We start from the raw sequence: 22423 nt of genomic DNA on the forward strand, positions 1-22423 counted from the left end.
AGGATAAAAGCCTTGCTAAGCCTATTTATAACTCAGTCCCGCATGGATGTGGGACTGAGTTAGCGAAAATCCCGCTTAAATTAACCCTGCTTCTTTTCTTCGATAAAGTCCCTTACCTGCTCACTTAGTACCGCCATAGGAACATTGCCATTTCTCAGAATGATTTCATGGAAGTCCTTAATATCGAAGTCTTCACCAAGTTCATTTTGCATCAGTTCTCGCAAGGCGAAAATCTCGAGTGCACCAGAATCATAAGAGGTAAGCTGCGCAGGCATAACCGCCATTCGGTCCATCAGAGTCCTCGGGCCTTTTGCAAATGAAGCGCCAGAATCCTGCAAAAACTCCGCAACCTTTTCATCACTCCAACCGAGTACATGCATTGCGGTGTCCGCTACCATACCTCGCGCAGGCCATGCTCTCCTTAGGATCTTGGTTGACCCATACTGATACATTCCCGCTTCTTCCGCTAGATGTTCAGAGTACCTACCCCAACCTTCAGCAAATGCAGAGTTAGACAAAGCATCTTCTATTTTGTGAAACTTTTCTTGCTCTTGTACGAGAGCAATTTGCATATGATGGCCCGGGTACCCTTCGTGGATAGTAACCTTCTCTGCAGAAGCGTAAGACTCATCCTTATAAGTTGCCGGGTCATATCCAAATCTCGCCTTGCGCTCCTTGGTGCCCGGAATATAGTGCGCACTGCGACCTGAACCTTGTTCATGCTCAGGGATAGCTTTTACTTCCATTTCGATCAAAGGCATTTCATGGAAGAAGTCAACGGTTAAATCTCTAGACTTATCTACCAGGCGCTCATAAAACTGATGCATTTCATCAGCGCTATTAAATTTCTGAGTCTTATCCTCACTGGCCCTTGCCACTGCCTCAGAGTAGGAATCTACTTGATAGAACTCCTTGCCTAAGCGAACCACTTCGCTCTTGTTTGAGTTGACAGCACTTAAACCCAACTCAAAAACTTCTTCAGGTGTTCTCTGCAAAGTCGTATAAGAACGATACTGAGCCATATAACATTCACGGCCATTAGGAATCGCATGGATACCAAGCTCCGCTCTAGCTTCAGGTAAATAGGCAGACTCTAGAAAATTCTTGTAATTCTCCATTGAGGGGATAACGTGATCTGAAAGCACTTGCTTGAATGCAGCTTCAAACTCAGGGTCCCCAGCTTTCTTCGCTAACCCCAAGAACGGGTGCTCATCGATAGGTACTTGGGTCAAGCCATCAACTTGCTGAATGACTCGCTTAACCACACTCTGAGGTGCGGAGTAGCCTTGCTCTAACCCCCGGCGGAGATTGGCTATTTCTTGCTCATAGTAACGAGCCGCGTCAAGCCAACGTTCAATCGCATCTGCCTTTTCTTGGGCTGTTTCAACCGGCTGAACCTCGGTCAAAAAGCCAAGAATGATATGAGGCCCAAACATATGATCAACAGACCAGAGTTCAGTCTTACACACCCTTAGGCCAACATTGGACTCTAATCGCTCTTTCAGTTTGAAGTAGAATACCTTCTCTTGATCACTTTTTAGGCCATTAAGATCTATCTCTGTCAATTTATTGAGTATTCTGTCCTCAGATGCCGCTAGAGAGGCAGCGTTACTGGGGGAATTACTTAAAAAAAGGTTGTGCCTGTCCAGCTCCATATCTGAGAAGTAAGCGTACGGCTGGAAGTTTTCTAAATAAGCTTCGGCATATTGATCCGCTAGATCATGGAGTAGTGCCGAGTTGTCAATAGCTTCCCTACCGGCCACATCAGTTTGGTTATCAGTAACTGAGCATCCCATTAGGACCGATGAAACTACCAATACACCTAAACCCGCTCTTTTTACATTAATCATTCTTATAAGACCGCAACATAAAACTCATTAAAAAGGTTTCTACAAAGAAAACTTCAACTTCCTGTTTTATAGTAGGCACTGTAACAAAATGAGTTTCAACACCTCAAATGCGGAATATCGGCGAAGCGAGGATATTTATAGATAAATCCCAGAGATAGAGCGCGGAACTCGTTTAATTGGCAGAGTCATAAGTAAAAAGCGCTAGCAACTTGACATAGAGACCACCTAAACCTCCCTTAACCTATGCACTTGAAGGGTATGGCTATGCATAAGAAGCCCACTTTAATAAAAATGGGCTTCTTAAAGAACAGTAATTCCTTATAACACCGATGAATGTTACTTCATTTATATTACGGCACTAACTGGTAGCTATTACCTAAGTCGTCTTGTACCACCTCAGCAATACCATCGATGGCGGAGACTTCTAATGGCTCACTTAGAATGCGACTTCTAAATGTCCAGCCTTCTGGCAGATTGAGGCGACTTCCCAGGTCTTTTAAATCGTCAAACTGAAGATCAGAGACCTCAATACGACTAAATGATTGCATAATATACACCTGCCCATTGATATCAGTTAGCTCATAAACACGACGGCCTTCATAAAACAACCAAGTATTATTCCTTAGTACTTGTCCAGGAATATAGGAAACACTCTCTCCGAGATCAGAACTATAATTCATGGTAGTCAATAAGCGCATTTCTAAGTCACCGAAAAAACGGTGTTCATCATCCGGACTAGGTGAGACAATATCGCCACCTAAAATTTCATCCACCACAAAAAAACGCGGCCCGTTAGGAATTGCAAAAAGCGCACCATACTCAATTTCTATATCGCTGAAGTTGATAGCATCCCACTGATTTTGGGGACAAAAATTAACACCCGGGGTACCCCAAATCTCTGTTGACTCCTCAGCTCCGTCTAGATAAGACAGTAATATCTCACAATAGCGAAAATTAAAGAGTGGACCGCCAGCTTGCAATGGTTCCTCAACCGTAGTATTTCGCAAGAAATCTAAAAAGTGTATGGCCAATTCCTCGCCTACATCGTCTTGAATAAAGTGGCCTGCAGCAAAGCGCCTATGATCACCATCATCCGAACCTGGTACATGCTCCACCCACTTCTGTTGCGTTTCAATACTCCCCAAGTTGATATCATACTCACCGGCATTAAACATAAAAGGGTTGTGAAAAGCCCCAAGTGTTTTCCAGGCAGAAAAATTCTGCATTTCAATACCTACCATCATCGCAGGAAATGCTCGTATTGCCGCTTTATACTCAATATTTGGGTAGGGGGCGTTATACGCAATTACTTCCTCATCACTTAGCAGGTTAATAGTCAATGTTTGTACCACATCTCCAGCAATTAATTCCGGTACACTAGAGGCATAGTTAATCCATTGTTGGAATCCCTCCACCCTATCAGTCGATTTTGAAGTAAAGAATGTTTCTGCATCACCCAGTGATTCATCAATCTCAAAAGTCGGGTATATATAAGGATTTCCCCCCAATGGAATCACCGGAAGGTCACCATTCGCGACAACTAGCCTTCCGATAACTTGTGGCATATCACCTGCAATACGAAGACCAATAACACTTCCCCAATCTTGTACAAATAGATTAATATCAGTTAAATTTAACTTATCAATAAACGCCTTAGTCCAAGCAACATGTTGTTCATATTGATGAACTGTGACGTCGATCGGCTTGTCTGACCTTCCCATTCCAATATTATCTGGTGCAATCACTCGGTAACCGGCATCAGCAAGGATCGGGATCATTTTTCGGTATAAATAGGACCAGCTGGGTTGACCATGTAGTAACAGTATAACTTCACCATTATCAGGCCCAACATCCACGTAATGCATATTTAAGCCGTCAATTTCTACGTAACTTGGCTCAAACTCATATCCTGAAAGGGAGTCAAAACAGGCATCGGGAGTAACAATATATTCCAAACCCGTAGCGGTTGCATGTATTTCACTTTCAGACAATTTACAAGCATCGCTATTTGGGCCTGTAACTAAGGGAATCTCTGTCCCTGAGACATCTTCAGAGTCATCCGAGTCACAAGCAACCAATAGGGAACCCAAAAAGCAGATACCGAACAGACACCGGAATAGAGAGATATATTGGGGAGTTTTAGATATAGAGACAAAAGAATAATTCATAATATAAACCTTCCTTTTACATTAAATAAAAATTCCTTTAACTGGAGAGGATATTCATATCACCATCAGAGCATCCACCTATGACAGAATTGTGCGGATGGTGAAAATCTCCGCACGACCAGAACTGTTAAAAGTTTTATCATTAATTAAACAGGGAAAACTCTATAAAAAAGCACATGACCAACTTCCGCCAATTTAAAAACCAGAGATACATAAACTTATGCTTAGACACTTAAAAATTTGCTTGCAATCGAGAATGTTTTGTATGAACGGTGCATATTTCAAGCTCAATGGAGCAAATGGCAAGTTTCTTTCATATGAGATTACCTATATCATTCACTGTTAATATTTTGATATATAAAATCGATGTTGAATGCAATATAGGCAAGGAACCTTGTTTGAATTTCGCAAAATAAATAAGATCCAAGCATGGATATTTCTTCTAATATGGCCATGGGTGAATATCTTTATCGTCTCTGCTACACTTTATTCATTTGAGTCACTAACCCCCCACCTCTTCCTGTTGGCTACAGCTAAAATATGGGGAACATTTATTTTTTGTCACCTTCTTTTCATTTTTATTGAAAATCTTCCCAACAGCCCTCTACGATTATTAAAAGAAAAACACACCTACTTACTTAGACCAATTGTAGTCATTTTTCTATTTATAAGCATTGCACCGATCGTAGAACCCCCATTAACTTTTAAAGTACCTGATATTAAAATATTACCATTGGCGATAATGCTACTTGAATCCACAGTTTATATTTTTGCCATATATATATTTCAACAGCAAAGTTTCTTCTATCGCTCGCAGCTTCATGCACAACAGGCAGAGCTACAAATACTTAAAATGCAATCAAATCCTCACTTTCTATTTAACACTCTAAATTTGATTGCATCAGAGGTCATTCAGCACCCATCAAAAGCTAAAGAGCTCATTTACAGCCTTTCCGATTTATTGCGCGACACAATCAACTTAACCAAAACCCAATGGATAACTATTGAGGAAGAACTAAGATTAATCGAGTTATACCTCTTGCTGCAGCAAAAGCGCTTTGAGGATCGATTTACCTTTGATATTGACTGCCCACAAAATTTGAATGGAATGAATATACCTTCATTACTATTAATGCCAGCTGTGGAAAATGCCATAAAGTACGGTATTGCACCCTACGCTAAAAGTGGTCATGTGAGTGTAAATGTGGAACTAAATAATAGCTACATAGAAGTGGAAGTTCAGGATACAGGGGCATGCTTTGATGACAAGAATATCACTTATGGTGAAGGATTACGTATTCTTACTCAAACATTAAGAGTCAACTTCAGTGACAACCACGCCCTCAAGTTAAATTCAAGCGGTGAAGGAGCAAGTTTGAAAATTCGCTTCCCACAAGTAAATTCATCCATAACCTCGTAGGTTGAAAATAGCGAAAATGAATACTAAAAAGGTACTTATTGTCGATGATGAACCTGCAGCAAGATCCAATTTAATAGAAGTAATCAACACCTTCGATGAATTGAAAGTTGTGGCGCAAGTAACTGATGGGAAGTCAGCAATAAAGCAGATCATAACTAAAAGCCCTGATATCGTATTCCTTGACATTGAAATGCCAGAGGTGAATGGCTTTGATGTGGCCAATGCAACTCAACATATAAACTATCAACTTGTCTTCCTAACAGCCTATCAGCACTATGCCCTGCGTGCGTTTGACACAAATGCAATTGACTATTTGACAAAGCCTGCTCATCCAGAATTAATAAAGAAAAGCATTCGCAAGATATTACGGCAAGAGATGTATGCCTTAGGGCAACAGACGTCTTCGACAAGCGGAAACCGATTGGTTTTGAGTGATTACAATCAAATGAAGATATTTGAATATGACCAAATTAACTATATCGACAGTATCGGTCGTTATCGTCGCATCCACCTTACCGAGACAGGAGTTAAATCCCACAATACAAATACCATTATTTCAGATATGACACTTGACAGTTTCAGTGAGCAGCTACCTAAGGAAACTTTTTACCGATTACATCGAAGCTACATCATTAACAGCCATAGAATCCTTGAATTAAAGTTACAGTCACGACGCCATTTTGTCCGACTTTCCGGAACAGATACACTTATCCCAGTATCTCGCAGTTTTCTTTCCATCTTAAAGGAGAGTATTAAAGTCTCAGCTAGCTCTCTAATTGGGTAATAGATGGCTCTAAGTAATCCCACAAATACTGCTATGAAATTACTCCGAGCCTCCATAATCCCAGAAACCTACATGTTCTTTTTAAGGAAACTGATGATCGACCCAAAAATAGCTCTATGGTGCTCACTATCAGTAGGGCCATGAGCCATATCTGGATATAGTTTCCACTCATAGTCCTTATCAAACTTACTTAACATCATATTCATGCGGTACATATGTTCAACATCAACAGTTTCATCCTTCTCACCATGAATAATAAATACAGGCCTTTGGAGGTTTTGTGCCAGATATACCGGTGAAATGTCCTTCAGTTTGCCATAGTCTTTAACAGTATCTCCAACATTCTCCTGCATCCACTTACTTTGAGCCTCAGTTGCATAGGGTGAGTTCAGGTAGAGGTTAACATCTGTGACACCGGCCACACTGACTGCACAGCGGAACAATTGCTGGTGTTTGATAGCCATCATTAGTGCAGCATATCCACCATAACTCATTCCAACAGAACAAATTTCCGAAGACAAAATATCGCTTCGGTCACTTACCACCTTTGTTGCTTGAAATATATCTTCAAGCATTAAGTTACCCCACTGCTGAACACCCGCTTCCTCCAGCTCAGTTGAATAACCACTCGATCCTCGATAGTTCACCCTTAAAACGGCATAATTATTCGCCACAAAGAACTGTGTATAGTAGTCAAAATACTGATGGTCAAAAACGCCAAGAGGGCCACCATGTGGCATAACTATAAGAGGGAATGGCCCGTTACCTTTTGGCATGGTCAATATATAGGGAATATCCAATCCCTCCACTTTAACCTGGTCGTGGTATTGGCGACTCTCAAGCTGATCATTTAAATGTGGAAATTTTGAGGCCACTAGCTGGTCAATTTTCTGGTTTTTCCTGCTAATGAAATAACGTCCTGGTTGGCCGTGGCTCTCACTATAGTAAAGCTCTATAGTACTATCGAGGCTTCTTCCTACTGTTGTTTTTAGTAGACTCGCCATGCCATTTTTTTCTTGTCTATCCTCATCAATGTATTGATATTCTAACCGTCCATTATGAACGACTTTTACACCAATCAACTCCCCTGTCGATTGCTCTATTACCAGATCGATAATATCGTAGCTATCAGATCGATAAGCTATGCCCTGTTCTCCACTAGTGAAATTGCAGCGGTAAACTACCCGATCTTTCTCCGAATTAGTATCTAAACAAAAGTAAGTTCCAGACTCCGGACTTATAGATACCGGTATAAGGACTCCATGCTCTGCTCCGGGAGCGGGCTCCTCTTCCAACTCTTCTTCAGACCAACTCTTTATTGGGGCGGTAGAGTTTCCATCAACAACTTTACTCAGATGAAGCTTGCTGTCATTGAAAAACAAAACGGACTTTGGCTGGCCTGATGGATCAAAAAACCAGCGTATCGCATACCCTTCAACCGACGCCACTTCATTCTGAACTGTAAACTGGCCTCCATCTTTTCGTAAAAGTTTACTTGCTTTCTGTTTAAATCGGTTAAGCTTAGATACGTCAATACTGTATACCTTGGAGTAAATCCCACTTTTTGCATACAGAAAATGGCCCGGCCTGTTTGGCAACGCATGGACCAACCAACCCGGCGTTTTTACCTCAAATATTTCTGGAGGCTGGCCTTCGGAGCCTGATACATCAAGCACTAATAGTCGATAAGCTGGCTTGGTATCTAGTAAATTTTTAACACCCTTCTTGACTTCCTTAAACTGGGCAACAAGATACTTTGGGCCAACCCAACGGATAAATTGAATTGATGCATCCCTGGAAGTCAATGTTTCGAGATCAATTAGGGTATGACTAGATCCATCTTTACGACTCCAAATATCTAACTTTTGACTAGCGTCACTCTGCTTAATGGACGCTACCAACCTTCCATCTGGACTAACCTGTGCTGTTATAGTATCAACCGATTTAAAGTAGCTTTCTGCTGGCATTGCTACTACTGGACCAATTTTCACCAGAATGCATAACAAAACCAATAAAGCCCCTCGAAAAAAAACAATCATTGATTTATCTCCAGAGGACTTAACCAACTTTGCAAGAATTCATCTTGCACTCCCGCACCAGATACCAGAGGATACAACTCAGTTAATGAGTTTAAGGCTTCTTGAACTCCATCTAAATCTGTTGCTATTCGATTTTTGAAATAGACCTCTACCGTATCTGACTTTCTTTGCTTACCTATAAACAAGCTGCCAATATAATTTGTTTTTCCGGCTTCCACATGAAAACGCCATGTGCGCCGCTTAGCAGTATCTAGTTTGTAGGGAAGATTGAAGTAAGGTGCATTTATTTGGGTAATTTGGTACAGGCCAGCAGGGACTGTCATCAGGTAAAAGCCTTCGGACTTATCCTTGAGGCTGACTTTATAACGACCTTTCTTTCGCAGTTTATATTTTTGCCCACTCAGCAGGTATTTATTTCCATTAGCGTACATCTTAGCAAACTCTATTGAGGGCGCAGTACCTCCTACATCGAGCTTTACCAAAACATACCCACGCCCGCCCTCTAACTCAGGCGGACTATCATAGGGTACCAATGACAGCGCCCGAGCAATTACTGATTCAGACACAAGGATTGCCGCAAATATTATGCCTTTAAGAAGAGTATTAACTCCACTTGCCTGATAGCCTATCGGCATCACGCTTCTAAAATTTAGTGTCAAAATAACACTTCCATATGTTTATTTATAAATGAGTGACAACGTTTTGAATACTATCTCAGAGCCAAATGCAATACAATTGGCAAGCTTTGGTTCTAATTATGGAGAATAATATGTCAGGGATGAACGCTCTCAGGTACGTTAAGTCTTGCCCACTTCTTTTAACGGTCTGTTTATTATTTCTACAAGGTTGTGCGGTGCAAGTTAATATGCTACCGGCATTGAAAGAAGACGCCCCTATTAACGAACAAGATGGAATTGTTGTCGCCCGAATCATTAACGCATCTGGAGTTGCCCTGCCGTTTAATCAACTCACAATTAACCCGGAAAACTTAAACGAGTCTAAGGCCATAAAACCTGAACGTCTCCTTGCGGATCGACCAAAGCTAAATGGTACAACGGTATTTGCCTCTTCTGTCAAACCAGGGAATTACTCTATTAGTAGCATTCGGGCGTTCTATTCAAACGGTAATGGATGGTACAGCCGTTTCGTAAGTGCAGATGAGAAGCTGGGGACCTTTTCAGTTACGCAGGGTGAGGTCACTGATCTTGGTACTTTGATCTATTATCCAAAGCCACAAGGTGACAGATACCTTGACCTTTTGATTCGCGCGCCTGAATCAAAAGAAGGGGAGGTAATTGCAAAGCACTTTCCATTCATAAAATACGATCCTCAATCAATCAACGGGTGGCATATCGATGAAAATGATGAAGAGCGAGAGTCAGCTTATATATCCATTGCACAGAACCCCCTGACATACAGCGAAGAGTATATTTCTCCTGATAATTCCATCTACTTTCTTGGAAAGGTCGGCGTATTTATGAAACGTACTCCCGACGGGGACTGGGAGCTTGATGCTGTTGACACCAATCATGAATTAACGGCTATCGCACAAAACAATCATGGTGATCTAGTAGTCGGGGGGAGTGAAGGCGCCCTATTCTGGCGCTCTGCTAAAGGGGACTGGCTAGACATATCATTGGAGCATAATACTCACATTGAAAACCTGAAACTTCTAGATACAGGAGAGATAGAACTTCTAGTTACTCGCGACTTTGAAGTGAATATTTATAGGGGAGTAGTAGCAAATTCACAAGTAAAGTGGAAACTTTTGAATCAATACTCCTCAAGATCAGGTCAAGGATGGAAGCATATTGCGGAAGTAAAAATAGGGGAAATGAAAGCCCACACCAAGAGTGACCAACATATATACAATACAACTATTTTTGAATTCAACGGCCAGAATTACATAACTGTCCGTGAGCAATCAACGTATGGAAGTATTATATTTTCGCCAATCAATAGCGAAATCTTCATCTATGATCCTGAAAGTTGGATGATCGAAAAAACAGTAGATGATTTTGACCTAAATGCAATTATTGACGCAGGCGCAGTTCAGTTAGGTGTCGAGGAAGCTGGCTTCTGGTCCTGGACAGGAAAGCCAACCTATTACAAAATTGATAAAAATGGCAACCAGGATAAAATAACTACGTACATTAAAGAATGTAAAGAGAGTAAATCTTCCAGAAATCGCTGTATAAATAGAAATTTCACATTTCGATCCGTTCCCTGGTTCTCAACTGACAATGAAGCCGTTGCGATTGTTGGTTTTTCACAAAGTAACTTTTCTGGTAGGGATCGTGAAACAGAAAACAGAATCTTAACAACAACGGATGGCGGAAAAAGCTGGATATCTACAGACAATAAACCACCTACAGATTACTGCACCTCTATAGTTCCTCTGGTTGCCGATCGTTTATTAGTTTCCTGCGATGGTGCCAATGGTGATTTCTACGAGTCGACCGACTTAGGGGCCAGCTGGAACCAGGTAAGGCAGCAAGATAATTTCTAGAAAAAATAAGGTGGATACAAACATCCAATGTATCCACCTTATTTTAGTTGTAAAATATACTAAAGAATGGTTTTACTATAATAGAAAAAATAGTTAATTATAGCTCAAATCTCTGTAAATCTGGCAGTAAAATGTCGTAGAACTTGTGGCTCATACTCGAAAGCTAGCCCCCGCAATTCATTGGCCCGCGAGCAAAGTTCGATAATCGCATCTGCTACATAATCCATATGATCATTTGTATAGACTCTACGTGGAATAGTAAGCCGCATTAATTCTAGATCTGCTTTCTTTTGTTCACCGGTATCCGGGTCCCGCCCAAGAAGTAAAGAGCCAATTTCCACAGCCCTGATTCCCGCTTCTAGATACAGCGCATTGGTTAACACCTGTGCCGGAAACTGCTCTGATGGAATATGGGGAAGAATCTTCGATGCATCTACAAAAACTGCATGCCCACCTGTGGGATATTGAATGGGTACTCCAGCAGATCTCAATCGCTCTCCCAGATAGGCCACTTGGCCAATTCGGTAGCTCAAATAGCTCTCATCGGCAGCCTCATAGAGCCCCCGGGCCAGCGCTTCCATATCGCGACCAGCCATCCCTCCGTAGGTCACAAAACCCTCCATAGGGACGCAGCGGGTTTGTACGGCTTGAAACAGTTCCTCATTGTTTCGAATACAGCAAAGGCCACCAATATTTACCATAGGGTCTTTTTTTGCGGACATTGTCAACATGTCCCCATATTGATACATCTCGCGAATAATTTCTAAAATCGATTTCTCTTGATACCCCTCTTCCCTTTGCTTTATAAAGTAAGCATTCTCGCAATATCGAGCCGAATCAATTACCACTGGGATATCATACTTAGTAGCAATTTCATAAACTGCCTGCATATTTTTCATGGACACAGGCTGACCACCAGAACTGTTACAGGTCACAGTAGTTATAATCGCACAGACATTGTGGCTTCCGTGCTCCTCAATAGTGGCAACCAGGCGTTGTAAATCAAAGTTACCTTTCCAGTCGTATGCTGTCGTGGTATCAAAAGCACGTTTATCCACCACATTAATTGCTTTTCCGCCATTTAACTCTATATGCCCTGCAGTAGTATCAAAATGATAATTTGAAATAAATACAGGCTCCGTCCCTCCACGCACTTGACGCATACGCTCAATCAGAGCAGGAAACAAAATTTGTTCTGCTCCACGCCCCTGATGTGTAGGAACAACCAATTTATACCCGAAAAAATGCTCTACTGCATTGCACAAATTGTAGTAGTTTCGGCTACCGGCATAGGACTCATCACCAAGCATCAAACCCGCCCATTGATTATCACTCATTGCACCAGTGCCTGAATCTGTCAATAGGTCAATATAGACATCATCACTGCGCAGTAAAAACGGATTTAATCCAGCCTTATTGAGTGCAACCTCCCTATCTTTATAGGTTGTCATCTTGATCGGCTCAACCATTTTTATACGGAAGGGTTCAGGGATTCGCTTCATCACAATTATCCTAACAATACCTGCCATACTGCAGGTAATAACAATCCAATTATTATAAGTAAAGTAATTAGCATAAGAGAAACAGGACCGAATTATATTTTAATTAAAGTTAAGCCCTGTAAAACATCTAAAAACTGCAGAAATACATCAACGGGATATTGTTCCCTACTGAGATTCAGGTTCCTCTGTCAAAAATGATTGTCAAGTATTTCACTTCTTAACTTATGGTACAATAGGCTGCATTATCTATAGGGCCTTTTCAGTCACTTGAGTGAACTTATTATCGGGTTCTTAGGTTTACATTTCTTGTGACCGGAAGCCACTCTAGATTTCCCAAGTATCGAGATAAAAGATTATCTAATGACAACTTAGCTCACATTTTAAACATTGATGAACAGAGGTCCCAAAATAGAAACATCTAACTTATAAATGAGGCAGAAGATACTAATTGGATCCGAGCTTATCAATTAGTGATTCTTCTGCCCCACGTCATCTCTCTTAGTTACCTTCTAATTTTGAAAGGTAAAACTGAAAAGCACGATGTGCCACTTGATGACCTATCGCCTGCCCTGCAGGTACTGAAGGCTCAAAGTGTACACCTCCCCATACACGACTGTTACCACAGTCCTCTTCAAATGAAGTCCAGGTAGGGAAATATAGATTCAAGTCAGTTTGTGGTGTTACACCAGGTTCAATCTGAGAGCTGCCAGACAGAGCAGTTACAGAATATCCCAAAGTATCGCCTTGAGGTAAAAACAAGCGGCTTGTCTCGGCATGCGCAGCACAAAAGCTAGCTGATGCGGAGGGATACTCGGGATGATCAGCTACAGGCAGATAGCTAGTCCACTGGCTGGCGGGCAAATCATCCACAGTTCCCTTTCCAGCACCACCCCAAGCCGTTACAGGTTCATCCTTATAAATATACCGAACAGCAGAAAAAGGTCTTACTGAATTATGGCGACGCTTTTCTTTCCAGATAGCAATAGCAGTATCAAAAGCTGCCATATTAGTCAGGAAATCATAGTGTATGAAATCCATCAGGGATAAACCTTGAGATTCAGATGCAAAAACGGCAGCGAAGCCTAAGCTGAATATCTTCATATCAAATAGCTCAGCTTTCATCTTCTGCTCATCAGTTAAATTCGCTGATGTAGCCAATACATCATTTACTTGCGCTACGTAACTGGGGTAGTTCCAAATTTTGGATTTAATTGGTATCGGTGAACTGAACTCATCAGGAGATTCGTAGCTGTAGGGCGTAGTCAATGCAATTTGAGGAGTTACGAACTGCTGAACACGAAATACGCCTGGTCGCTCCATTAAAACTGCCGGCTGCCATTTTGATGGAAAACGCAGCTTGTAGGCAGAATTAGCAGGTTTAAAGTCAGTATAATCAGCATAAGGCAAGCGATGATAAAGCTGGTTACCTTCATTACCTAACTGATTCATCCCATCATTGACACGTCCTTCCAGAACTTTTCTACCAGCATAATTTCCTATACCAATTGGTGTCGTCGTATCTTCTGAAATATTTTCAGGATCTAGCCCTAGCTCAATTAGCATGTCATCCCATTCAGATACCAAATGGGGAAATAAACCACTTAGTACTTTGTGGGAAGCATAGGTCAATGCAATATTTAACTCAGTATTATCTGTCGGCTCTGTCATTCGACTAATATCTGAGTAAACGCCCTTTGCTGTCGGATGATAAGGTGCTGTTGCATCAAACCAGGAGTTAGTGATAAGCGTTGTAAAACGGAGTACCAACGTCGCATCATTTGCAGCCGGAGACACTTCGAAGATTGCACAGGCTGCAGCTGGGATTATATTTTGTACCGCAACATTACAAGTTCCTAGCTCTTCAGAGCTACATTTTGGAGGCAATGAAACATCCTCTAACTGAGGACAACTGATGGCCTGCGCTTGCCAACTTGCTGACACAAATACTAATCCTATAATACTTTTTAAAGCTTTTTTATAAGTTACATCTTTTAGCATTGGATTTTCCTTTTTGCTATATCCATGTGACCAATGTAGCATCCTAACTACCGATCACTTTTTAATGATAAACACCTAAAAACACTTTAAAATAGACTGTTCTCTATACCCTCCCCCATTTCAATAGTAAATGACCATAATTCTCGATATTCTTCTAATGTCAATGCCACCTGAATTATCAGGCCCTAAAATTTAAACCAACAAGTAAGGCAGGCTCTTGAAACTACTTACAAAGTAATTACTTGTAAAGATGCCAGTTCACGGAAACAGTAATTTTTGAGGTTCAAATTATTGGCAAGTTTTTTCAAATATCGGAAACCAGTGTTTTCTCTTAGCAAACTGCAAAGTCAAAAGGTTATGTTTTAGTAAATGTTTTTCGGATTAAATGGGTTGCTGGCTAACCACATATTTTCAACAAACATTAGCCAGCCCAACACAGATAGCAGTAAAAACACTAACACAGCAGCACTTAACACTGTAAATCCAGCACATTTCCATTAAATTGTCTAAATTATACTTTCTACTGATATTAGATATATTGATCTTATTTTATGAGCACCCAAATACTTACAGCACAATTAACCCGAAAATGAATAACGTGGGACTGTCGTTGTAGCCATATATAACAGCATCCACCGTTCGATTTTATTATACTAGAATTATGTTAACTAGGGAGTTACAGGTGCTTACACGATATCTCTTAAACAGTCACTCTCGATCGATCGAAACAAAAGACTCCTTCTCAAAAAGAGTAAAAATAGTTAGCAAGAAGAACTTTATGAACGATAACTTTATACTTTAGTGCCATTCTTGCTAGTACAATGCACCAATAAGCGAAGGTCTAAACGTGAAAGTATTACATACACATCTGAAAAGCTCTGGAAAAATCAGTTATAGTAGCTTTCAGAAATAAGCCAACCAACAATGGATTAGGTTCAGCATTATCAAAAGCATTTTCTTTTGAGTGCGGTCAGATGCTGCGGTCAACTATAACCGGACGCTTTCTCAAGCACGTCTTTCAAATTCGATGGGGCTATGTCCCCCTGTGTTGTATGCATTCTGCGTGGATTGCAATAAGCAATATAGGCCCTCATATCTGTTTCAGTGCATGACTTACCTGGGCCGTCATTATCTAACGATCTTAGCACCAACTAACAATCCGGCATGAATAAAGATCAATTACTACCGCGAGGTATAGTCAGCCCTACAAAGTCCAGATATATGTGATATCCGTAGTCCAAACTTGATTTTTAGTACTCGATGAGAAACCCCTATTCAGAAAATCCTCAGCAACTGTAAGTTGAAATTTGTGGTTAGAGTAAATTGCTTCTTATGTTTTACTGCCAAACCAAGTTTTTCATTAGCTTGCAAACTCTATAGCGCCCAATTTCAAAGCCTTCTTTACGTAGCAACTTCAGTGACCGACGGATTCTGTGGCTCTCATGAGATTCCGCAAATCGGGCTGGTGGGTGCCAACTCAATATGGCTGGCGCTGGTAGTGGTCATTACACAGCTGCCGCTACTGGTGGCGTGGAAGGTTAGTGTCTGGTTTGCGTTGTAGCGCTCGGTGGGGATATAGCTCAACGTGCTACGATCCAACAGGACAAAGCCCATACCCGATGAGCGCTGGGTTGCTTCGGTACCCAGGCGTACATGAAGCAGGTAACCTATTGCCCAGAGGCCGGGGTAGTGGCGTCGCTCCATGCGCTATTACTGCCTGCGATGGTGATGTAATAACCCAGATAGGTATCGTCGCCGCTGGATAGTATTGGCGCATTAATAAAATCGGTATAGGTTGAGTTCGCAATCAAGGTAACCTGATCCGGTACGGCCATGCCCCCCTAAAGGCTGGCTTTGGTAGACGCTTTTGCGGTCGTGAATCAGTTCATATTTTTGCTCGACTCGATCAATATTCACTTTATCAATACGGCAGCACCCTCCTGAAATAGCACCATGTCAACCGCCGTGAATCCCAGGTAACTGTGGGATAAAGTGATGTCAATCTCGCCGCGCTGTTCCTCGAGCATCACTTCATGCACAATCAAAGCGAACCGCATATCAAGCGGGCATTAAAGATATTCCACAATTCCAAATAATCCATCCACTCTAACACCCTCCCTAATTTTCACTATGTAATTACGGCCCTGTCATTTATTCATTACCTGCTATTTTCTTTAAGCAGCAATGCTGAAGCTTGGAGAGAGGGTAGTTATGTCTATCATGTGCCGCTTAGCCCTTTTGACATTAGTTTTGTAGGTTTGATGGGCTAGGGATTTCTGTTTCCAATCATCAATAAAATGGTCATGCCGACAAAAGCACCCTCGTCCCTCTGCAATAATTTTATCTGCATCTTTTCTATCGACATAACCCAGTGTTCTTAAATCTTCATCCGACTCTCGTACATAGTTATAGAACTCCCGACAAACCTTGTCAGACAATATATTTGGCAACCCTTTATTTGAATAAAGCAGCCCGAATAGCTCTCTATTTCGCGCAATATCAACCCTACATTCCTCGGCAAAAACTCGCATATACGCCACATCCGAAAAGGCTCTTTATGACCAAAACTTGTTTCTACATTTAAATATATATCTCGACCTATTTGTGACCTATATTTACTCCTGATAACTTAATAACGACTCTTAAGCGCCCACCAAAATCCACTATAATCAACATTCTTTTCTGAGTAATGTTTCAGGCAAGATTCTGCCTAGATCCCCGCAATAACTGACACAAGTGGCGATAGTGAAGGAGGCCAGCTGGCTGTAGGCTGGTTAGCTTCCACACAAACAAGCCAGGAACCTCATGAGAATCTATACCAACCAACTGACCTTGAATGAACGATAGCAGATCGAAGTCCTCAATGGACAGAGCTATTCGGCTCGAGGCGTTGCACTACATCTCAATCGCTCCAACAAAACTATCTCATTAGAACTTAATCGCTTTCACCCTTTTTGTGCTGAAAGCGCTCATCGCCAGGTGTTGCAGAGACGATATGGGGCTCGTAAGTACACCAAATTTGTTCGCCATGAAGGTGCAAATTGACTATCAGCTAAAAAACGCTAGCCCCGAACAAGTTGCTGGTCGGATGAAGCTTGAGAAATGTAATAAAACGGTCGGTTATTCTACTATTTGTCGCTGGATAGCTCAGCTTCGCTGGAGACCGCGACTTCCACGAAAAGGCAAAGTCTACCGAAAGCGTACAGGTTCTGAGGCAGGAGCAAAGCTCATTCCGGAGCGTATTGATATTGAAGAACGGCCTACGATTGTTGATGGAAACACCGAGCTCGGCCACTGGAAGGGCTATACGGTTTACGGCCAAGATGGCCGTCTTGTGACTTTAGTTGAACAAGTCTCTAAGTTGTTGCTCACTCGTCGGGTGTCCAACAAGAGTAAGAAGACAGTAAGTCGGGCAATCAATTGCACAGAAACTGGGGTATAAAATATATATTGAAGAGCTTTATCACTCCTGGGAAAATGGATTAAACGAAAATACGAATGGTCTACAGAGACGTTTCTTCCCGAAAGGTGTGAAAACTGGCAAGATACCCAAAATCCGTATTGACGATGCAGTGTTCCGAATAAACTCGCATCCAAAAGAGATTCTAAATTAGTTGAGCTCACTAGAATCTCTACCGGGCTGGCGTGTGTCACTTGTATTGGCAATCTAGGCTGCACTACCAGATCAATAAACGTACAGAGAAAAGCAGCGTAGAAACCACATCCCAAGCTGTTAAATAGTACTTCCCCACAAAGTGTTACAGAAAAGAAAGTGCCCCCATGTCTGTGACACCTCTCAGTTATCAGCTGGAGCGCCAGAGCTATACTCCGCCCCTCAGTCTTCTCACTTGTGAATCTAAAGCCCTACTAAGAAAAAGAAACATTATTTCAGCTTCATGGTTATACTCCAAGCAATATAACTGTAATTGACAACAAAGACATTACTAATGGAAAACCTTGATCTAGAATCTATCGCAAACCAGCTTTCATGCCCTGAGGGAAAGGCTGGCATTGAAATGGGCAACAAAATGAGTGCTTTCAATCAGATTATTACCAATCAAGCTATTCAAAAACTATCACCGCAAGAAGATGAGTCAATCGTCGAAATCGGACCAGGTAATGGATCGCTGTCGCTACCGATATTGAGCGGATTAGGCATTAATGGGCACTATTTAGGTATTGAAATGTCAGAAGTTATGGCCAGTGAACTTCGAGAAACACTAAGAGGCAGCCAGTGTGCAGCGGAAGTAATTTGTGGTAATTGCCTGGAAGTCCAGCTTAAAGATGGAAGCGTTGACGGTGTTATCGGAGTTAATATTCTGTACTTTATCGACGATTTATTAAGCTTTTTCAGTCATATTAGCAACTGGCTTTCACCTGGAGGGCGAGCAGTTTTCGGGATTCGTTCAGATAAATCGCTCAAAAAAATACCCTTCACCCAATTTAAATTTCATATACGCTCTACGGAAGAAATTAAATCTCTTATGAAAAATGCGGGCTTTGATACCGTAGAGTCCTATTACTTTGACGAAGAACAAATTCCTTTTGAAAATACAACTGTACCAGCTGATTCGGTTATCATTGTTGGGAAAAAATCCATCTACACAGCGTGAAATACAAGCTCAACTGCAAAGGCGGTATCTCGTAAAGTATCGCAAGGTAGATACCGCCTTTTGATGTTCCTATTTTCAAAATCTAGAATACTGAATAGACGGCCAATTACCCTCTGATACGCCCTATTATTCTCAACTAAAAAGCTCCCTCCGAAGTTGTCAATTGATGCCACTGCCCTCCTAGAGCATAAAGATTTACGTAAAATTTCAGCCAGCACCCCAACTATGCGATACTTTCGCCCCAAAAGAAGTGAAAAGAAAACAGGGAAGACCCATGACTAAATTCACACTAACTCTGGTAGCGGTTTTATTGGCTGGCTGTAGTTCAGTCACTCAGCTCTCGGAAAAAACGGCAGGGGAAATCAGACAGGCGGTATCTATACAAGCTAGCGGGGAAAATTCTGGTACTCAGTTCTCAGGGCCGAAATTGCAGGCCACTACTGATGGCTCTGACCTGAACCTCTACTACTACAACCTCCGCGCATTTGAACCCGCTGCTAACGAACCAACGAAGTACCACCTACAGATCCATATCACCTATCGCAAGGCGTGGCGTCACTATGAGTCTGCGGAGTTAAGTGGCGGACAGCCAGTAGAGACGGCTCCTATTAACAAAAATGTCCTTCAATGCGTAAGTGGCAATGAATGTATGCTTGAAGAAATTCTGGATATTGCTCTCACTGAGGAACAAATACAGGCTTCAGTGCGCAATCGAGATAAACTCAAACTTAAACTGAGAGCAAGATCCGGGCACAGCTCTACCATTGAGGTTCCAGCAACTTACTTGCTTGGTTTTTACGCTGCGGTTGCCAATTACGAGGGGTGACTACCCCTCTCCGTAGGCAATGAATGTTGACTAAGTGCTCTTTTGCGGGGTCTGAGAGCTTCCTGCCTGGCAATATGCCTGTGCAGTCTCCGCCAGACCTTCACCTAAGGCCACCGGGGGGGTCCAGTCAAGCAACTCTTTGGTTTTAGTGATATCCACTTGTAGTGAACCGCACAAGCGCTTGGCAACTGCCCCCTTTCCTATTAGCTTCAGCGCACTGGTGAGTGCGAATTGGGGAAGAGGCAATAGTCCAGCATCACATCCCATGGCATGGGATAAACCACGCAACAAATCTGTTACCGATACATCCATATCATCGGATACCAGAAATACCTGGTTTGCCGCATTGGGATGAGAAATACAAACGCGGATCAGGTCGATTAAATTGCCGATAGATACCAAGCTTCGGCGATTATGAATAGCCCCTAGTGGCAGCGGGATCCCCTTGGTAAGCCAACGCATCATCGCTTGGAAGTTCGCCTTGACCCCAGGGCCATAGACCAGAGGTGGTCGGATAATAACAACTTCCATCTCAGTTGACTCAGCCAGCTCTAGCAGTGCGTCTTCGGCCTCCTTCTTTGAAATCCCATAGGGATCCGTAGGATCACATTGTTCATCCGCATTAAATGGCAAGCGGTTGTCGGTAGACTCCCCGTTAACCTTAATAGAACTAAGATAAATAAAACGTCTAACACCGGATGAAGCCGCCTGCTGTGCCAACTTGATAGTACCCCCGACATTCACCCTACGGAATTCCTCCAGAGGGTTGGCAGAGGTCTCCTCCATTACATGGACGCGCGCAGCGGTGTGAATGACTGTATCTATATCGACAAGCGCCTGTGCCCAATCCGTATTGCTTGACAGGTCACCGATCTGAAAGCCACCCTCAACATCGCGGCGATACACCGGCAAAACCTGGTAACCGTCTTTGCGAAGCTGCGGCAAGAGTGCGGTTCCCACAAAGCCACTAGCGCCGGTTAGTAATATACGTCCTTTCAATGGGGGCCTATTTCTCAGCTGTAGAATTCACGTTAGTTTACACGGACCACTTTTTCGACACACCTTTATCTCGTCAACTACATAGTGAGCATGACAAACTATCCAAGCATCGCTGGCTATTAGAACTCTATTCAATACCACAAAGGCGTTCTTTGTCAGTAATAGCATTTTTAAGCCGAGCCCGGACATTCTTCAGGGCTCTCCCATGTGGAGCTTGAGTATCCGGCCTGCCCCAGCGGGCTTCCCAAGTCTCCCTGGCTTGTAAACAGGCTTTCGCTTGCTTGTACTTCCAATTCGCCTCCTCGCAAAGAGACAACCCTTTAGGTGACTGCCGATCGCAAATCTGGTGGTATTTTTTATGGGCTATCTTCTCCTGAAAGTTCTTGGCAGTAGCACCTTCAAAGTGGCGGATCGGTGGTGTTTGGATTTTTCTATCCGGGCGCACCTGCTTATCCATAGTACTATCCAGATGGAGCATTCGAAAAAATGTAACTCCCAATAGCTCCTCATTAGCATATTGATCATCATTGGAGCTGGTTAATAGCCTTGGAGGATGGGGAGTTGCAAGAACAAGAAGTGGCATAGCCAGCATGAAAAGTAGCAACGTCAACAGCAACAAGAGTGGCCGCCCAGTCAAAATCTGTGTTGGCATTGAAGTCTGGAGCCTCCCTAAACAATCTACCTACGGCTGTGAATTCCGTACTGTGAAGGCCAAGTGAACAACACACAGAAGTTTAGTGAACCACCTTATCACTCCCAAATAGCCTGAAGCTCAAACACTAGCTATGAACTACTGTACCCAATAAGTCAACACAACAGGCAAAATAAAAATGCTCATAATAGTTGAGAGGAAAATAATACCGGATATCTTCGGGGTATCTTGGGGGCGATAAATAGATATCCAGAGATAAGTACTAACAGCGCATGGCATCAGGGATTGCAGAATTAGCACCCCTCGCATAGCACCAGTAAAGTTAAACAAGTTTGTCAAAATAAGCGCGACGGCACCACCGAGAATTATATGCCCAGTAGCAAAGACCAACCCAATCTTAGTATCACCCAGCTTAATTTGGGCCAAGCTATGTCCGAGGGTCAACAGCATTAGAGGAATTGCCATACCGCCCAAGATATTAAGAGAGGACATGACAGGCTTTGGTAAGCTAATATTGAAGATCAATGCGACTATAGAAAAAACCACACTGTAAATGGCTGGACTAAGCATAATTTCCTTGGCAGACCAACTACCCGAAGTTACTCCAGGAGCAACCACAAAGAAGAAAATCATTCCCACAACAACAAAAGCAATTCCGTATAGAACTCCCGTATGCCCAAATGCTAAGGCACATACTGCGAGGCCGATATTGCCTACATTATTCATACTAAGACAAGAAAAATAAGTACGTATATTTTTCCTAAATAAAGATAAGAGCAGAAGGGTTAGCACCGACATCAACGAATACATAAGAAAGGCTGCCAGCAGCATCCACAGGAACTTACCCAATACTATCTTCTGGCCCAGCATATGATCCAATATCAGCGCAGGATATCCAATATGGGCCATTAATTTGGATACCATTTTAGAATTTAATTCTTGCTTACCTGCCGCGAAGAGGTATCCAATGAGAACGCAGATAAATACGGGAATAACAACTTCAAATACGTTCTCAAATAGGGTTGTCATCGAACGTTAAACTCCCAGTGCCCTACTTTTCAGT

18 protein-coding genes are annotated in these 22423 nt (G+C 42.3%); 6 read left to right on the forward strand and 12 right to left on the reverse strand.

Annotation, left to right across the window (positions count from 1 at the left end; translation table 11 throughout):
- Positions 1–80 precede the first annotated feature (80 nt).
- Both ACJJI5_RS14620 and ACJJI5_RS14625 read right to left on the reverse strand, forming a co-directional pair.
- Entirely contained in the window at positions 81–1850 is a 1770-nt protein-coding gene (locus ACJJI5_RS14620; RefSeq protein ID WP_445354440.1) for a DUF885 domain-containing protein, read from the reverse strand.
- 350 nt (positions 1851–2200) lie between these two features.
- The gene (locus ACJJI5_RS14625; RefSeq protein WP_445354441.1) at positions 2201–4018 is read right to left on the reverse strand and encodes a haloalkane dehalogenase; all 1818 of its coding nucleotides are present in this window, start codon (positions 4016–4018) and stop codon (positions 2201–2203) included.
- A 394-nt stretch (positions 4019–4412) separates the two neighbouring features.
- Between ACJJI5_RS14625 and ACJJI5_RS14630 the strand changes: the two genes are divergently transcribed.
- Together ACJJI5_RS14630 and ACJJI5_RS14635 are read left to right on the forward strand one after the other, a co-directional pair.
- A complete protein-coding gene (locus ACJJI5_RS14630; protein WP_445354442.1) occupies positions 4413–5438 on the forward strand; it encodes a sensor histidine kinase in 1026 nt (341 codons plus the stop codon).
- A gap of 16 nt (positions 5439–5454) precedes the next feature.
- A complete protein-coding gene (locus ACJJI5_RS14635) occupies positions 5455–6222 on the forward strand; it encodes a LytR/AlgR family response regulator transcription factor (protein WP_445354443.1) in 768 nt (255 codons plus the stop codon).
- A 68-nt stretch (positions 6223–6290) separates the two neighbouring features.
- On the opposite strand, the gene ACJJI5_RS14640 is transcribed toward ACJJI5_RS14635, so the two are convergent.
- Positions 6291–8261, reverse strand: a complete 1971-nt coding sequence (locus ACJJI5_RS14640) for an alpha/beta hydrolase family protein (RefSeq protein WP_445354444.1) — start codon at positions 8259–8261, stop codon at positions 6291–6293.
- Positions 8258–8920, reverse strand: a complete 663-nt coding sequence (locus ACJJI5_RS14645; RefSeq protein ID WP_445354445.1) for a hypothetical protein — start codon at positions 8918–8920, stop codon at positions 8258–8260. The genes ACJJI5_RS14640 and ACJJI5_RS14645 overlap by 4 nt, the downstream gene beginning before the upstream one ends.
- A 110-nt stretch (positions 8921–9030) precedes the next feature.
- On the opposite strand from ACJJI5_RS14645, the gene ACJJI5_RS14650 reads away from it, so the two are divergent.
- Positions 9031–10770, forward strand: coding sequence for a WD40/YVTN/BNR-like repeat-containing protein (locus tag ACJJI5_RS14650; protein WP_445354446.1), 1740 nt, complete (start codon positions 9031–9033; stop codon positions 10768–10770).
- 104 nt (positions 10771–10874) lie between these two features.
- Here the strand turns inward: ACJJI5_RS14650 and ACJJI5_RS14655 are convergent, their stop codons facing one another.
- From ACJJI5_RS14655 to ACJJI5_RS14675, 5 genes are all read right to left on the reverse strand, one after another.
- Positions 10875–12272, reverse strand: a complete 1398-nt coding sequence (locus tag ACJJI5_RS14655; RefSeq protein ID WP_444932950.1) for a tryptophanase — start codon at positions 12270–12272, stop codon at positions 10875–10877.
- 498 nt (positions 12273–12770) lie between these two features.
- Complete coding sequence (locus ACJJI5_RS14660) at positions 12771–14270, reverse strand: vanadium-dependent haloperoxidase (protein ID WP_444897616.1); 1500 nt, start codon at positions 14268–14270, stop codon at positions 12771–12773.
- Between the two features lie 1440 nt (positions 14271–15710).
- Positions 15711–15974 (reverse strand): hypothetical protein, encoded by a 264-nt coding sequence (locus ACJJI5_RS14665; RefSeq protein WP_444897617.1) that lies wholly within the window; start codon positions 15972–15974, stop codon positions 15711–15713.
- The gene (locus ACJJI5_RS14670) at positions 15938–16105 is read right to left on the reverse strand and encodes a hypothetical protein (RefSeq protein WP_444897618.1); all 168 of its coding nucleotides are present in this window, start codon (positions 16103–16105) and stop codon (positions 15938–15940) included. Before ACJJI5_RS14670 ends, ACJJI5_RS14665 begins: the two co-directional genes overlap by 37 nt.
- 339 nt (positions 16106–16444) lie before the next feature.
- The gene (locus ACJJI5_RS14675; protein ID WP_445354447.1) at positions 16445–16801 is read right to left on the reverse strand and encodes a hypothetical protein; all 357 of its coding nucleotides are present in this window, start codon (positions 16799–16801) and stop codon (positions 16445–16447) included.
- A gap of 464 nt (positions 16802–17265) precedes the next feature.
- Between ACJJI5_RS14675 and ACJJI5_RS14680 the strand changes: the two genes are divergently transcribed.
- The 3 genes from ACJJI5_RS14680 to ACJJI5_RS14690 all read left to right on the forward strand — a co-directional run bounded on the left by ACJJI5_RS14680 (position 17266) and on the right by ACJJI5_RS14690 (position 19709).
- On the forward strand, positions 17266–17712 hold the full coding sequence (locus ACJJI5_RS14680) for a hypothetical protein (RefSeq protein WP_445354448.1): 447 nt from the start codon (positions 17266–17268) through the stop codon (positions 17710–17712).
- 505 nt (positions 17713–18217) lie between these two features.
- Positions 18218–18883: a class I SAM-dependent methyltransferase gene (locus ACJJI5_RS14685; RefSeq protein ID WP_445354449.1), complete on the forward strand. Its 666-nt coding sequence runs from the start codon at positions 18218–18220 to the stop codon at positions 18881–18883.
- A 274-nt stretch (positions 18884–19157) separates the two neighbouring features.
- Entirely contained in the window at positions 19158–19709 is a 552-nt protein-coding gene (locus tag ACJJI5_RS14690) for a hypothetical protein (protein WP_445354450.1), read from the forward strand.
- A 30-nt stretch (positions 19710–19739) separates the two neighbouring features.
- Here ACJJI5_RS14690 and ACJJI5_RS14695 read toward each other — a convergent pair whose 3' ends face one another.
- The 3 genes from ACJJI5_RS14695 to ACJJI5_RS14705 form a co-directional block, all read right to left on the reverse strand.
- A complete protein-coding gene (locus ACJJI5_RS14695; RefSeq protein ID WP_445354451.1) occupies positions 19740–20708 on the reverse strand; it encodes a UDP-glucose 4-epimerase family protein in 969 nt (322 codons plus the stop codon).
- A gap of 127 nt (positions 20709–20835) precedes the next feature.
- The gene (locus tag ACJJI5_RS14700; protein WP_445354452.1) at positions 20836–21360 is read right to left on the reverse strand and encodes a hypothetical protein; all 525 of its coding nucleotides are present in this window, start codon (positions 21358–21360) and stop codon (positions 20836–20838) included.
- Between the two features lie 138 nt (positions 21361–21498).
- Entirely contained in the window at positions 21499–22389 is an 891-nt protein-coding gene (locus ACJJI5_RS14705; protein ID WP_445354453.1) for an AEC family transporter, read from the reverse strand.
- Positions 22390–22423: the final 34 nt, after the last annotated feature.

This window comes from Microbulbifer maximicatervae (SeqCode) (assembly GCF_052467955.1).